The sequence below is a fragment of the Streptomyces sp. NPDC006602 genome, from assembly GCF_042870385.1.
Classification (GTDB): Bacteria; Actinomycetota; Actinomycetes; order Streptomycetales; family Streptomycetaceae; genus Streptomyces.
The window spans coordinates 1-13,242 of the sequence record NZ_JBIAHG010000072.1; the positions used below are offsets into that span (position 1 = coordinate 1).

Annotated in this window: 14 protein-coding genes and 3 pseudogenes; 11 read left to right on the plus strand and 6 right to left on the minus strand. The window is 68.8% G+C overall.

Going from position 1 to position 13,242, the window contains the following annotated elements; translation table 11 throughout:
* Nucleotides 1-95 precede the first annotated feature (95 nt).
* Nucleotides 96-179: pseudogene (locus tag ACFYO2_RS48640) on the minus strand (dienelactone hydrolase family protein); the annotation flags it as partial.
* A gap of 188 nt (nucleotides 180-367) precedes the next feature.
* Here ACFYO2_RS48640 and ACFYO2_RS48645 point away from each other — a divergent pair.
* The gene (locus ACFYO2_RS48645; RefSeq protein ID WP_388363714.1) at nucleotides 368-625 is read left to right on the plus strand and encodes a hypothetical protein; all 258 of its coding nucleotides are present in this window, start codon (nucleotides 368-370) and stop codon (nucleotides 623-625) included.
* Nucleotides 626-1,008: 383 nt separating this feature from the next.
* On the opposite strand, the gene ACFYO2_RS48650 is transcribed toward ACFYO2_RS48645, so the two are convergent.
* On the minus strand, nucleotides 1,009-1,518 hold the full coding sequence (locus ACFYO2_RS48650; RefSeq protein WP_388363716.1) for a peptidoglycan-binding domain-containing protein: 510 nt from the start codon (nucleotides 1,516-1,518) through the stop codon (nucleotides 1,009-1,011).
* A gap of 1,195 nt (nucleotides 1,519-2,713) precedes the next feature.
* Between ACFYO2_RS48650 and ACFYO2_RS48655 the strand changes: the two genes are divergently transcribed.
* The 6 genes and pseudogenes from ACFYO2_RS48655 (at nucleotide 2,714) to ACFYO2_RS48680 (ending at nucleotide 7,155) form a co-directional block, all read left to right on the plus strand.
* The gene (locus ACFYO2_RS48655) at nucleotides 2,714-3,406 is read left to right on the plus strand and encodes a hypothetical protein (protein ID WP_388363718.1); all 693 of its coding nucleotides are present in this window, start codon (nucleotides 2,714-2,716) and stop codon (nucleotides 3,404-3,406) included.
* A 429-nt stretch (nucleotides 3,407-3,835) separates the two neighbouring features.
* Nucleotides 3,836-5,089, plus strand: coding sequence for an IS256 family transposase (locus tag ACFYO2_RS48660; RefSeq protein WP_388363721.1), 1,254 nt, complete (start codon nucleotides 3,836-3,838; stop codon nucleotides 5,087-5,089).
* On the plus strand, nucleotides 5,086-5,562 hold the full coding sequence (locus ACFYO2_RS48665; protein ID WP_388363724.1) for a hypothetical protein: 477 nt from the start codon (nucleotides 5,086-5,088) through the stop codon (nucleotides 5,560-5,562). Before ACFYO2_RS48660 ends, ACFYO2_RS48665 begins: the two co-directional genes overlap by 4 nt.
* Nucleotides 5,563-5,815: 253 nt before the next feature.
* Complete coding sequence (locus tag ACFYO2_RS48670; protein WP_388363727.1) at nucleotides 5,816-6,205, plus strand: hypothetical protein; 390 nt, start codon at nucleotides 5,816-5,818, stop codon at nucleotides 6,203-6,205.
* Nucleotides 6,206-6,251: 46 nt separating this feature from the next.
* Nucleotides 6,252-6,416 (plus strand): annotated as a pseudogene (locus ACFYO2_RS48675) (cadmium transporter); the annotation flags it as partial.
* A 385-nt stretch (nucleotides 6,417-6,801) separates the two neighbouring features.
* Nucleotides 6,802-7,155, plus strand: coding sequence for a transposase family protein (locus ACFYO2_RS48680; RefSeq protein WP_388363730.1), 354 nt, complete (start codon nucleotides 6,802-6,804; stop codon nucleotides 7,153-7,155).
* 111 nt (nucleotides 7,156-7,266) lie between these two features.
* On the opposite strand, the gene ACFYO2_RS48685 is transcribed toward ACFYO2_RS48680, so the two are convergent.
* The 3 genes from ACFYO2_RS48685 to ACFYO2_RS48695 are packed head-to-tail and all read right to left on the minus strand — an operon-like array spanning nucleotide 7,267 to nucleotide 9,386.
* A complete protein-coding gene (locus ACFYO2_RS48685) occupies nucleotides 7,267-7,560 on the minus strand; it encodes a DUF1330 domain-containing protein (RefSeq protein WP_307179727.1) in 294 nt (97 codons plus the stop codon).
* Between the two features lie 33 nt (nucleotides 7,561-7,593).
* A complete protein-coding gene (locus tag ACFYO2_RS48690; protein ID WP_388363733.1) occupies nucleotides 7,594-9,027 on the minus strand; it encodes an MFS transporter in 1,434 nt (477 codons plus the stop codon).
* Nucleotides 9,024-9,386 carry a MarR family winged helix-turn-helix transcriptional regulator gene (locus tag ACFYO2_RS48695; RefSeq protein WP_388363747.1) on the minus strand — a complete coding sequence of 121 codons (363 nt, stop codon included), beginning with the start codon at nucleotides 9,384-9,386 and terminating at the stop codon, nucleotides 9,024-9,026. Before ACFYO2_RS48695 ends, ACFYO2_RS48690 begins: the two co-directional genes overlap by 4 nt.
* Before the next feature lie 151 nt (nucleotides 9,387-9,537).
* Here ACFYO2_RS48695 and ACFYO2_RS48700 point away from each other — a divergent pair.
* Together ACFYO2_RS48700 and ACFYO2_RS48705 are read left to right on the plus strand one after the other, a co-directional pair.
* Nucleotides 9,538-9,798, plus strand: a pseudogene (locus ACFYO2_RS48700) (arsenite S-adenosylmethyltransferase); the annotation flags it as partial.
* 213 nt (nucleotides 9,799-10,011) lie between these two features.
* Nucleotides 10,012-11,472 (plus strand): aldehyde dehydrogenase family protein, encoded by a 1,461-nt coding sequence (locus ACFYO2_RS48705; protein WP_388363736.1) that lies wholly within the window; start codon nucleotides 10,012-10,014, stop codon nucleotides 11,470-11,472.
* An 88-nt stretch (nucleotides 11,473-11,560) separates the two neighbouring features.
* On the opposite strand, the gene ACFYO2_RS48710 is transcribed toward ACFYO2_RS48705, so the two are convergent.
* The gene (locus ACFYO2_RS48710; protein ID WP_388363739.1) at nucleotides 11,561-11,710 is read right to left on the minus strand and encodes a hypothetical protein; all 150 of its coding nucleotides are present in this window, start codon (nucleotides 11,708-11,710) and stop codon (nucleotides 11,561-11,563) included.
* A 277-nt stretch (nucleotides 11,711-11,987) separates the two neighbouring features.
* Between ACFYO2_RS48710 and ACFYO2_RS48715 the strand changes: the two genes are divergently transcribed.
* Nucleotides 11,988-12,794, plus strand: coding sequence for an SGNH/GDSL hydrolase family protein (locus ACFYO2_RS48715; protein WP_388363742.1), 807 nt, complete (start codon nucleotides 11,988-11,990; stop codon nucleotides 12,792-12,794).
* Nucleotides 12,795-12,863: 69 nt separating this feature from the next.
* On the plus strand, nucleotides 12,864-13,242 hold a 379-nt coding region (locus ACFYO2_RS48720), incomplete at its 3' end, for a YhgE/Pip domain-containing protein (protein ID WP_388363745.1).

The following is a 13,242-nucleotide window of genomic DNA, read 5'->3' on the forward strand; positions in this document are numbered from 1 at the left end:
GCGGCAGAACGAGTACGTCCGTTACCGCAAGCCGCTTGCTTGATCAACCGGTCATTTGACTGTCCGGTCAGTCCACAGGATTTGACAATTCCTCCGACACCGGCCGGGAGCGCGAGGTGCCCGATCATCGTCAGACCGTCGGCCGGGTACTCGACCGTACGCGTCGTAATCGTCGTCATGAGACTGGACTGTAGTGATCGTCGAGCCCGGTCCGGCCGCTGTTCTGCCGTTGGCAGAGCAGCGCGGACATCCCCCTGAAATACGGCGAGGGCTCACAAGAACCGTCACAAACCTCGTCCCCACGGCAGCTATCCATCCCGTTGCCCCTTTGACCCGTATCTCGGTCAGGCCTCTCACCGGTTTGAAGATGGGTTCTCAGTGGATCGCCGCCGCCCGCGCCGACGTGAACCACGGCCTGCGCGGCTTCGCCGACGGCCTGCTGGCCGACCTCGACGCCGTCGTCCTCGGGCTGAGCACGGAATGGAGCTCGGGCTGCGTCGAGGGCAGAGTCACGGACATCAAGCTGCTCAAGCGGCAAATGGCAGGCCAAGCCGGACTTCCCCTGCTCCGCAAACGTGTCCTACTCGTCGCCGCCGACCGCCGACAACACAGAGTCACGACCTAGACGGCTCACCGATCGGCTTCACGGAAATCTTGACTGAGTCACGATTCACGCGTCGCCGACACTTTCGCACGGCCCGGTCGTTCGCGACGATGGGGTCGCGCGAGTGGGGCCAGCCGCTGCGGCAGCCGGGCAAGGGCGCGATGCTGACGCGAGGGCGTTTTGATCATGCAGACGGTGGCAGAGTGGCGACACATCGAAGCCCCGGACGGTGCAGGCGACTTGAGAGGTCACCCGCTCCACCGGAGCTTCGCTGCGTTCGGGACGGGACAGTCTGCAGACGTCGCACCACCGTGACCTGCGACTCCGCACCGTCATCAGGACTTTGAAACAGCCCTACCGGGGCGCGTCGCTTCTTCGGCTGGCCGGACCAGCCGAAGGGCGGGTCAAGGGATGTACACCGGGGACATGCTCGACGTCTTGGAGCACTTCACGAACTGCCCCGTGCTCTCCCGGTAGACCGGCCAGCTGATGTGGTCGCGAGTGTTGGGACCGTACTCGCCGTCGACCGTCGCACCCGAGGCGCTCTGCGCCCTCCTGAGGGCGGCTTCCGTCAGGTCGCCGAAAGCCCCGTCGAGCGTGAGACCGGCGGAGTAGCACTTGTTCAGCGCTCGCTGCAGAGCCGTGACGGCGGACTTGGTGCTGCTGCCGACATCACCGTTGGCCAGGTAGCAGGTGGAGGTGAAGGTCTGGGTGGACTCGTTGAAACCCCAGGGGAGCGGCGCCCTCAGGTCCCGGTTGTTGTCGACGAACATGCTGACGGTGTATTCGCAGTGCCGGTAGGTGCCGTGCGCCGATGCCGCGGGGGCCGCCGCGAACGCCACGGCGAGTGTGCCGGTGAGCAGGGCGCCTGTGATGGTGAGGCTGGCGAGACGGCGGCTTCTACGAGTGCTCATGTTCATCCATTGTCAGTGAACCGACTGGGGTGTGCGGTGAGTTGCACGGCCTTCGGGGCCGCGTGGGTCCACCCCGGGCCCGTTCCCCCTGCAGGGAGGGAACGGGCCCGGGGTGGGTTCGTGGAACGGCCGGTCCGTCAGACCGTGAGACGGTTGGCCCAGGCCTTGAACGCGGCCTTGGACGGCACGCAAGTGTGGGCCTCGGCGTCGTTGCCCCGCAGCCACCTTAGGGTCGTCGTGGGCTTCGGACTTTGTCGTCCGTGCAGGGGACTTTGTCAGTCGTGCACCGCCTCAAGTTGACGCCGCATCAGGCGAGGGTCGCCCTGCGGGTGAGGTCATGCGCGACCGCCATGGCCGGTGTCAGCCCCGCACGACGGGCACAGTTGCCCGGCCCGGTCGCTGAGTGTGCCGGTCGTTTGCCCCACAAGGAACGGCCGCCGCGCACACCGGAATACGGACAAGGCGGCGGTCGAGACCGCCTCTGGTTCACAGCCGCGACTTTGTTGAGCTCGACTGCCGCTACCGCTGGGACCACGAGAAGCCGTCCTACGGGTCCGTCAGATCCGTGGCTCGCAGCGAAGGAGCGGGTCATCACGGGGTGCGGAGGGCTGGGGTATTGGGGTGTTGGTTCGACAACTTTTCGACGGCATCGCGCAGCTTCTCTACGATCTGCTCGTACCGCTGGACGCTGACGTTGCCGATCTTCTCCGTACTGGGCACCGTGCCAACCCCCTGCCAGGCCGGAGCACGGCCCCGCCGTGAATGGGGAACCCCGGCCCGCCCGGTAGCGGCAGAATTGCCGCGTCACTGCGAAGAGCGGGTTCTGTGTGCACCGAGCACCACCGGAGCTTGTATACGAGATCAGCAGAGGTTCAAAGATGGGTTCTGACTGAAGTACGCAAGGACATCGGCATGCGGCCCGAAGAGCTCGCCGTTCCTGGGGCCCGCGAAGGAGCTTGTTCCACGCGTCGACGAGCTGCGTCGCATGGCAGATCCCAAAAACGATGACGAAGACGGCGCAGCTGCCCCACCAGGGTGCATCGGCAACGGCTGAGAGCAGGCCGCCCGTGATGCCGCCGGTGACGGAGGAGACGTGTGGGTGGCCTGCAAGCGGTCCACGACCACGAGGGCCAGGCCCTCCATGTGTGGCGCGGTTTCCGCGATGTCCTCGGCGGTCAGGTTGCTGCCGTCATCGATGAGGAGGACGTCGCCTGCCTGGACGGCGTTCGCGGCCGTCTCTCCGTACACGGCGCTCGCCGCCGCGGGCGCGAGCCCGGCTGAGGCACGCACCCTCATCGCGGCCATCCAGGCCGGCGCCGTGGAAGGCGCTCATGGCGAAGTCATCGAGCTGGACACGCAGGCACCCTCCGGCAAGGAACTGACGCTGGCCATCCAACTCGTCGACGCCCTGAGCGCACCCTGGGACCCCGGCCGGTATCACGACACCTACAAGGAGAAGGTCCGTGAGCTGGTCAAGGCGAAGGCCGAGGGCCAGGAGATCGCAGTGGCGGAGGAGGCCCCGCAGGCCACCAACGTCATCGACCTGATGTCCGTCCTGCAGGGTAGCCTCGACCAGGCCCGCGGTCAGAAGACGGCCGCCGAGCCGCGGCAGACCAAGAAGACCCCCGCCCGCAAGACCGCACGAAAGCCAGCCGCGAAGGCGGCGAAGAGACCCGCCGCCCACAAAGCGCCGCCGAAGACGACGCGAACCGCCTCGAATACCCGCCAGCGCAGCGCAGGCAAGAGCGACCTGCGGCAGCTGAGCAAGGCGGAGCTGTACCAGCGGGCCACCGATCAGGGCATCGAAGGACGCTCCAAGATGAGCCGCGAGCAGCTCGTCGACGCACTCACCCACGCCGGGCGCCGCCGCAAGAAGAGCGCCGCCTGACGTCCGCCCGAACGCCACGCCCCATGACCTGGACACTGCCCGAGCCGATGCTCGCTGCGGCCGTGAACAGCCCCGAGCTACCGCAGGGGTGGGCGGCCGAGCCCAGATGGGACGGATTCCGCGCAAGTCTCTCCGTGGACAGCGGCCGGGTGCTACTGCGCTCGAGGCGCGGCACGGACACGACGCTGGCTTTCCCCGAGCCAGTAGCCGGGGCCACCGCTTCTCTGGGGTTCTGGGCTGTGGCGTTAGCGAGTGGTTCACATTGGTGCAGCTCAGCGCCATTGATCGGGAGTCTAGCCACTGCGGAGCAATGCTCAAGACCTGTGGATCGGGGCTCGGGTGGCACGCGAGGGGCGTACCTTCCCGAGTGATCGATTGAAGGTCACTGAGTAGGCCGGCGTTCGCAGCGCCGGTCGGGAAGGCACGCCCGTGCTCACGGTAGTCAATGCTGACGGTTCCACGCCAAACGGCTCCCTGATCGACGAGATCGTCCGCGAGGGCGCGAGGCGGATGTTGGCCGCCGCTCTGGAGGCGGAAGTCAACGCTTACATAGCCGAGTTGGCCGGTGAGCGGGACGAGAGCGGTCACCGTCTGGTCGTGCGCAACGGCCATCATCAGCCGCGGAAGGTCACCACCTCCGCCGGAGTCGTCGAGGTCACGGCCCCGCGCGTGAACGACAAGCGCATCGATGAGGCGACGGGCGAACGCAAGCGGTTCTCCTCGGCGATCCTGCCGCCGTGGGCGCGGAAGTCCCCGAAGATCAGCGAGGTGCTGCCCCTGCTCTACCTGCACGGCCTGTCCTCCGGCGACTTCGTGCCCGCACTGGAGCAGTTCCTTGGTTCCTCGGCCGGCCTCTCGCCCGCCACCGTGACGCGGCTGACTGCCCAATGGCAGGCCGACCACAGGGCGTTCATGGACCGCGACTTGTCCGCCACCGACTACGTGTACGTCTGGGCAGACGGCGTCCACCTGCGCATCCGCCTGGAGGAGGCGAAGGCCGCGGTCCTGGTGCTGATGGGGGTGCGGGCCGACGGCACGAAGGAACTGATCGCGATGGCCGACGGATACCGCGAGTCGTCCGAGGCATGGGCCGGGCTGCTGCGGGACTGCGCTCGCCGGGGCATGCGGGCCCCGGTCCTGGCCGTCGGAGACGGCGCACTCGGCTTCTGGAACGCACTGAACGAGGTGTTCCCCTACACTCGCCATCAAAGGTGCTGGGTTCACAAAATGGCCAACGTTTTGGACGCGCTGCCGAAGTCGGCCCAGCCCGCCGCCAAGCGCGCGATCCAGGAGATCTACAAGGCCGAGGACAAGGAACACGCAGCCAGGGCCGTCCGCGCCTTCGAGCGCGCCTACCAGGCGAAATACCCCAAGGTCGTCAAGCGGGTCACGGACGACAAGGACGAGCTGCTGGCGTTCTTCGACTTCCCCGCCGAGCACTGGATCCATCTGCGCACCACAAATCCGATCGAGTCGACCTTCGCCACGGTCCGGTTGCGGACGAAGGTCACCAAGGGGGCCGGCAGCCGGGGAGCTGCCCTCGCCATGGTCTTCAAGCTGATCGAATCCGCTCAGGCCCGCTGGCGCGCGGTCAACGCACCCCATCTCGTGGCGCTGGTGCGGGCCGGCGCCCGTTTCGAACGCGGCCGTCTGGTCGAGCGCCCGGAGGAGGCCGTCGCGTGAATGGCCTCAACGGCGCCGATGACCGTTTCACCGAGGACGAGCACCAGCGATTCGCCCGCTATCTGCGCGAGTTGGCCGCCGTCCGTGACGAAGACGAAGCCGACCTGGTGACCAGAATCCTGTGCGACTCGGACACGACGATGGCGCAGTCGGCCATCGTCCGCCACCTCGACCGCCGCGCGGCCCTACTGCTGGCCGACGAGGGGTTCACCGCCTGGGCCCGCGCGATGGCCGAGATCAGCGCGGAGCGGGAGCTTCTCACCCGCCGTCTGCGCGAATGGACCCTGCTGCGGTCAATCACTGTGGGTGAGCCGTGGAGCTCGGAGGAAGTCACCACCGGATCCGACTGGTTCCAGCGCAAGGCCGTCGAGGCCCTGTCCTCACCCGCCGTCCTCACCCTGCTCGCCGAGGCCGGAAGAACCCGACGCGTCCGCGCTGACGCCAGTCGCCGACTACGCCAGCGACTGACTTGATCCACAGGTCTTTACTATTCCTCGCCACTGCGACAGGTGTGGTGCTGTCGCCTGAAGGGGCTGTTGGGCGGCCATCTCGTTGACGAGGCTGCCGTGGAGCCCGGGTGGCACTGCGGGGCCGTGCGCCGGGTACTGTCGCCGGGCGGTCCGCATCATGGCGAGGGTGTCCACGTTCTTCGCCATAAGACGATCTTGGACACCCTCATTCTCGTCTCCGCAGGCACCCCTTGGACCACCCCACCAGGAGGAACCAGTGTCATACCTGCAATCGCTCACCCCCGAGGAGAAACTCGCCGACGCGAAGAAGCAGCTGAGCCTCCCGCGTATCGTCGTGATCTGCGGCTCCACCCGTTTCATGACCGAGATGACCGAGGCGGATCTGCGGGAGACCAAAGCCGGAAAGATTGTCGTCAAGCCGGGTTGCGACATGAAGTCGCCGCACGAATTTTGGTCCGATCCTGTCGAGGCCGAGACGCTGAAGGTTCGACTCGACGATCTGCACCGAGCGAAGATCCGGCTCGCTGACGAGGTGCTTGTAGTCGGCGACTACATCGGAGACAGCACCCGAGCCGAAATCGCCTACGCCCGGTCGCTGGGCAAGCCCGTGCGGTTCACGCACCCCGAAGTCGACCCCGACGCCTGACCGCCCACCGCCACACCCTCCGCAGGCACCCCCTTGAATTGATCATCTAGGTCTCAAGGCGGCGTGGGAAGCGTGGAAGAACCACCGCGACGGTGAAGACGCGGACGAGGTAGAGGCGAAGGAGGGCGGCCGCAGCTCGTTGGAGGTCGCCGCAGTCACCTTCGCCAACGGCGGTGACAACATCGGTGTCTACGTCCCGGTGTTTGCCACCTGTCGGCGTACACCTGAACGTCCCCACCCACGTACGGGCGAACGCGGCCACTTCCTGATGCGTTGAGGAGGGCTGGTCGGCACTCTGTTGCGTAGTTGGTGTGCTGCGGCAGGGGGTGGTCGGCGATGGTCTTGGATCCGCGTCGCTGGTCGGAACTACGGCGATTTCGGGGGCTGTTGGAGTCCGGGGCAATGAGCCTGTCGGAGATCACCCGAGCTACCGGCTCAAGAACCGTCTCCAGGCCATCGAGCGCGAGAACCAAGTGGCCTAACAGCTGGGGACGTTCGCCCGTACACAGCTGGGGAGAGAACCTCGTACGCCGACAGCCGGGGCACCGCACCTGGACCGCGCCCTGGCCAAGGTCGCCAGACGCGGCGGGGAGGCCTTGCTGATCGACGGCACCCTCATCCCCACCCGCCGCCGCACCGGCAAGGACAACCGCAAGAACTATTCGGGGAAGCACAAGCGCCACGGCCTGCACTTCCTCGCGCTCACCGACGAACGCGGACGCCTGATCTGGATCTCCGCCGCGAGGCCCGGGCGCACCCACGACATCACCGCCGCCCGCCACGACCACATCGTCGAGCACCTGAAAGCCGCCGGCCGCGCCCCCGTCGAGCACGGCTTCGCGCACCTGAAGACCTGGCGCATCCTCACCAAACTCCGCAGGAGCCCCGCCCGCGCCACCAACCTGCTCCGCGCCCTGCTCGTCCTGACGAACCTCGAACTCGACCGCTGACAGACAGCCGCCCACGACCAGCGCGAGCACCCACGAACCCCGCCACACCAGCAGCCGCACCAGCGAAAACCAAGATGGTGGATCTTCAGTGAAGATCCGACTGGACCTCGGTCAGTCGATGCCTTCGACGATGCGGAAGTCGCGCTCGACGCCGTCGGAGAGGGCGACCAGCGCCTCCTGGTAGGCCGCACTCTCGTGCGCCGCGACGGCCTGCTCGAAGCTGTCGAACTCGATCAGGACGGTGCGCTCGGCGATTCCGGCGTCATGCGCCACGACCCGACCGCCACGGGCGAAGGTCCGACCGCCCCCGGCCTTGACGGCCGGAGCGGCCAGCTTGTTGTAAGCAGCCAGCTTCTCAGGGTCTGAAATGGTGCGGTAGACACTGACCCAGTAGCCCTTGGGCATGGAACCTCCAGTGTTGGGATGAGTGCATCTGACTTACGAGTTGGTCTCGGACGAGCGTCGGCGGGCGAGAGCGAGGCTTGTCAGCGTCGTGATCGCCATGGCGCCGATGCCGACCAGCGCCGCGGTGGTATAGGCGCTGTCGTCGGGGAAGAGGTGGCCGGGGCCGGTACCCGCGGCGAGGATCAGGCCGCCGATGGCGCTGCCCAGGGAGTACCCGACGCTGCGCACGACGTAGTTGAAGCTCATGGCGCTCGACGTCTCGCTCTTGGGGGTGACGGCCAGGATGACGCCGGGCATCGCGGCCGAGAAGCCGCCGACGCCGAAGCCGAGCACGCCCATCGCCGCGAACAGTTCGACCAGGTCCGACCGGGCCGCCGCGAACAGGGCGAACCCGCCGCCGACCACGACGGCGCTGCCGGCCAGGAGCAGGGGGTCGGCGATCCGCGTCCGGACCCGCGGCGTGAGCTTGCCGGCGACGAACCCCAGCACCGAGAACGGAATGAGGACCAGCCCGGCGACGAAGGTCGTCAGCCCGAAGCCGTAGCCGGCGCCGTGCGGCGTCTGCGCGTACCGGGTGATGAGCGTGAGCAGGAGATACATGCCGATCCCGCCGACGAACATGACGAGGTTCGCCCCGGCGACCGCCGGGTGCCGCACCGCCCGCACATCGACCAGGGGCGTCGTGCTGCGCAGCTCGATGACGGCCCAGATGCAGAGCAGCACCACCGCGACGACGGCGAGGCCCGCCGCCACGGCGAGGTGCCGGCTCCACAGATTCCGTTCGCCGGCGAGGAACAGCACCAGGAGCAGCGCAGCGGCCAGGATGACCGCGCCTGCCACGTCCACGTGGGCGGAGCGGCCTTCGGGGGCTTCGGGCATGGAGCGCCACGCGGTCAGGAGGGCGGCGGCGGTGACGACCAGGCCGAGGCCGTAGGCGGCCCGTACCCCGCCGAGCTCGGCGAGCAGTGCGGCCAGCGGGTAGCCGACGCCGGCCCCGATGATCGAGACCACCGAGATCAGGGCGATCACGGCCGCGCTGCGCTCCTCGGGGAGGTGGTCCCGGGCCACGCCCATCATCAGCGCCGTCAGCCCGAGCCCGACGCCCTGGGCCGCCCTGCCGGCCAGCAGCCACGCGAACGGCAGCGGCAGCACGGTGAGCGCGCTGCCGGCGACGACGACCGCCAGCGTGGCGAGGATCGTGGCCCGCCGGTGCGGGCCGGCTCCGAGCCGGCCCAGGACCGGCGTGGCGACGGCGCCACTGAGCAGCGCGACGGTCAGCGTCCACTGCGCGCTGCCGAGCGAGACGTGGAACGAGGTCGCCACGCTGGTGATGAGCGGCGTCCCGAGGCTGGCGACCGCCGCCACGACCAGAGCGATGAACATCAGGGCGGGGACCAGCAGCCGCGCCTCGGAACGCGCCACCGGGAACGCCTTCACCGCGACCCCGCCGACCGGCTGCCCGGTCACCGCTTCGGCCCTTCGCGGTCCTGGCTTTCGAGCTCTGCCAGATGCTTCAGCGCCGGAAGGGCCGCCACCAGCGCCTCGACCTCGTCGCCGGTGAGCTTGCCGATCAACCGCTCGAACGCGTGGACGCCCGCCTGGCGCCGCGTCCGGACATAGGAGGCGCCGGCCTCGGTCAGGCACACCAGCGTGACCCGCTTGTCGGACGCGTCGCCCCGCCGCTCGACCAGGCCGGACTCCTCCATCACCCGGACCAGGGCGGTCATCGCAGGCTGGGTGACGCCCTCGACCGCGGCCAGATCGGTGATGCGACGCGGGCCGGTCCGGTCCAGGGTGGCCAGGGTGGCGGCGGACGTGAGGCTCATGTCCCGGGGCAGGCGTCTCGCGGCCCTGGTGGCCAGGCCGTAGAGGGCTGCCCCGATGGCGGCGGACGCGCCAGGAGCGGTGTCTTGACGACTCATGGTCGAAGCATAGCCTTTTTATATTCATAGTTTATGGAAATGGTCGACTGGCGCGGGCGGCACCGCCTGTTGCGGACCCGAGGCCATCGAGATCGACGACAACTTCCGCTCCACCCTGTACGCCGAAGACGAGCGCGACACCCTGCCCGCTGAGGCCCTCGCCGCCTCCCTCGGCTGCGGCAACCCCACCGCGGTGGCCGACCTCCACGAAGGCGAACGCGTCCTGGACCTCGGCTCCGGCGGCGGCATCGACGTACTGCTTTCGGCTCGCCGCGTCGGCCCCACCGGCAAGGCGTACGCCGGTGGGAGCACGGACGGCGAAGGCGCGCCACTCGACAGCAGGCCGACCTGACAAGGCTGAACGTCGCGCCCGGGATACGTCATTCGTCCTTACTTCCGGCGCGCGCCTCCCGGTTCCCTGTCCAGGCGGGCACCGCTGGGCCATCATCCGAAAACCTGCCGGCCGCAGTGGCGCGACCGGCGTGAGCACGGTGGCGGCCGCGCGCCGCACCGGGAGGGCGAGCGGGCCATGAGCGTGCAGCGACCGTACATCGAACCGGGCAGGCTGTTCATCGGCGGAGAGTGGCGGGACGCGGAGTCCAAGGAGCGACGCGACGTCGTCGACCCGTCCACCGGCAGAGTCGTCACCACGGTCGCGGAGGCCGACGGGGCGGATGTCGCCGCCGCGGTGGCCGCCGCCCGCGAGGCCTTCGACGCGGGGCCCTGGCCCCGGACACCGGCCCGCGAGCGCGCCCGCGTGCTGCACCGGGTGGCCGATCTGGTGCGCGAACGGGCGGACGAGATCGCCGCTGTCGAGAGCCTCGACGTCGGCAAGCCCGTCTCGCTCAGCCGAGCGGTCGACGTGGAGACCGTGGCCGAGACGTACGAATACTACTCGGCGCTGGCGCAGAGCCTCGACGGAGCCACGCGGCAGGTCGCCCTGCCCGCCCACGCCTACACCCGCAGGGAGCCCGTCGGCGTGGTGGGAGCGATCACCCCGTTCAACTTCCCGTTGATCCTGAGCACGTCGAAGTTCGCCCCCGCCCTGGCGGCCGGCAACACCATCGTCCACAAACCGGCCGACGAGACTCCCCTCAGCGCGCTGCTGATGGCGGAGATCCTCGCCGAGGCCGGCGTTCCCGCGGGTGTGGTGAACGTCGTCACCGGCGGCGGCCCCGTCCTGGGTGAGGCACTGGTGCGTCATCCGGGCGTCGACAAGATCGCCTTCACCGGGTCGACGAGGGTCGGCCGCCTGGCGGCGAGCACGGCCGGAGCGCAACTCAAGCCGGTCACCATGGAGTTGGGTGGCAACGCGCCGCACATCGTCTCCGAGGACGCCGACGTCGGGAAGGCGATCGGCGCGATCATCAAGGCCTTCGTCTTCAACACCGGACAGTTCTGCATGGGCGGACCCCGGCTGCTGGTCCACCGGTCCCTGTACGACACCACGCTGGGCATCCTCGCCGACGCGGTTCCGGCGGTCCCCGTCGGCGACCCCTTCGACCCGGCCACCGTCGTCGGGCCGATGGCCGGCGAGCGGCACGTGGAGAACGTCGAGCGCTTCGTGAAAGCGGCCGTCGAGGACGGCGGCCGCATCGTCGTCGGCGGTGAGCGCATGGAACTCAACGGCGGTTACTACTTCGGGCCCACCGTCATCGCCGGCCTGGACAACGACGCCCGCACCGTCCAGGAGGAGATCTTCGGCCCGGTGCTGACGGTTCAGCCCTTCGACACCGAGGAAGAGGCGATCGCGCTGGCGAACAGCACGCCGTACGGACTCGCCGCCGGTCTGCAGACCTCCGACCTGGCGCGCGCCCATCGGGTCGCCGCGCGACTGGACGCCGGCATCGTCTGGGTCAACGACTGGGCCATGCTCGATCCCGCCGTGCCCTTCGGCGGCGTCAAGCAGTCCGGCTACGGACGCGAATCCGGGCCGGAGGCGCTGGAGGCGTACACGAGGACCAAGTCGGTCGTCATTTCCCTTGCCTGACCCCTCGACAGGGCCGGCTCCGAGCGCCCGGCCGCCGACGGCGGGCCCTCCCGGGCGGGATCGGCCGGGTGAACTCCGTCCCCGGCTCTTAAGAGCCGGAGGTGAGCCGGGGCCATGGCGGTCTGGCATTAGGCGTGGCGCCCGGGTCGTGGACGCCACCGTTGAAGGTGACCCGGTACGGGCGGTTCGGCGCGAAACGGCGGGCGGTGGTGAAGCCGACCGCGTCCTTGTTGCGCATGCCGTTGATGACCCGGGCGCTCAGGTGCCGGCGCAGACCGCGGTCGGTGCTCAGGCCTGAAGAGGGAATGGGCGGTGAGGTCGGCGCGGGACCAAGGCGGGGGACTGCGGCGGTGGACCGCCCTCGACGGCCTCAGCTCCTGTCCGAGCGGCGTCACTTTGCAGGAAGGTGAGCCCGCAGCTACCCTCATACTCAACAATGCGACTAGGTGTCTAGTTGCTTAGCGATGGCCGTGTGCCACTTCCAACAGCAGCGTTGACGAGAGGCGGTCGGCCCCGTGTCGAGCAGTGGGTATCTGCGCTATGTCGCCCTGGGTGACAGTCACACCGAGGGGCTCGGGGACGGCGACGACGTCCGTGGTCTTCGGGGCTGGGCGGACCGCCTCGCCGAGCAGGTCGCCCGCCACAGCCCCGGCCTGCTCTACGCCAACCTCGCGGTGCGCGGCCGTAAGGCCGGTCAGGTGCGCGCCGAGCAACTGGCTCCGGCTCTCGCGATGCGGCCCGACCTCGCCACCGTGGTGGCTGGGGTCAACGACGTGTTGCGCCCGGGTTGCGACCTCGACGAGGTGGCCGACCATGTTGAGGCGATGTTCGCCGCCCTCACGGCGCAGGGCGCCACCGTCGCGACCCTCATGTTTCCCGATGTCGGGCGTATCACGCCGTTGGCCCGCCCGATCGGTCACCGTGTTCTCGCACTCAACGCGCGCATCCGGGAGGCCGCCGACCGCCACGGCGTGGTGGTGGCGGAGACGGCCGCGCACGCGGCGGCGACCGATCGGCGGTTGTGGAGTGCTGACCGGCTGCACGCCGGCCCGCTGGGGCACGCACGCATCGCGGCTGCCGTGGCCCAGGCGCTCGGCCTGCCGGACAGCGACGACACATGGACCCTCCCCCTTCCGGCCGAGAGGACAGGCATCTCCGGCTGGAGGACCGTGGGCGCCGAACTGCTCTGGGCCGGCACCTTCCTCGGCCCTTGGCTCGGCCGCCGCCTGCGTGGCCGCTCCTCCGGCGACGGCCGCCAGGCCAAGCGGCCGGCGCTGCTTCCGGTGGCCACATCCACCGGGGACACCTCCTCAGCCGTATGAGGATCCGCCCGCGACGACGCCGGCGGCTCCTCCTGCTGCACTTCTCTCTTCCTCGTACCGGAGCTGGAAATGAGTAACGCCCACCCCTTCCGCGTCCTGCGCGCGAAGCGTCTGTGGACCGTCAACGGCGTCATCGTGGGCTTCGTGGCACTGCTGTTCACGGTGTTCTACGTGGGCGCCAACATCGACCCTGCCGGTCACCTGCACAAGCTGCCCGTCGGCCTGGTCAGCGCCGATGAGGGGTCGAAGGTCGGTGGCAAGCAGACCGACCTCGGTGCACAGATCACCCAGTCGATCAAGAAGTTGTCCCAGGGCGGAGACAGGATCGACTGGAAGCTGATGGACGAGGAGGAGTTGACGCTCTCCTCCCTGAAGGGAGGAGATTCTTACGGCTCGCGCCGTGAGACTTCCTGTTTCATCGCCGACTGCCCGCCCGGAGAACTCCGTT

Bases quoted from the DNA above. Each gene is read 5' to 3' on its own strand.
- ACFYO2_RS48645 (WP_388363714.1), top strand. From the start codon at position 368: ATGGGTTCTCAGTGGATCGCCGCCGCCCGCGCCGACGTGAACCACGGC.
- ACFYO2_RS48650 (WP_388363716.1), bottom strand. From the start codon at position 1,518: ATGAGCACTCGTAGAAGCCGCCGTCTCGCCAGCCTCACCATCACAGGC.
- ACFYO2_RS48655 (WP_388363718.1), top strand. From the start codon at position 2,714: ATGAGGAGGACGTCGCCTGCCTGGACGGCGTTCGCGGCCGTCTCTCCG.
- ACFYO2_RS48685 (WP_307179727.1), bottom strand. From the start codon at position 7,560: ATGCCCAAGGGCTACTGGGTCAGTGTCTACCGCACCATTTCAGACCCT.
- ACFYO2_RS48695 (WP_388363747.1), bottom strand. From the start codon at position 9,386: ATGAGCCTCACGTCCGCCGCCACCCTGGCCACCCTGGACCGGACCGGC.
- ACFYO2_RS48705 (WP_388363736.1), top strand. From the start codon at position 10,012: ATGAGCGTGCAGCGACCGTACATCGAACCGGGCAGGCTGTTCATCGGC.
- ACFYO2_RS48710 (WP_388363739.1), bottom strand. From the start codon at position 11,710: ATGCGCAACAAGGACGCGGTCGGCTTCACCACCGCCCGCCGTTTCGCG.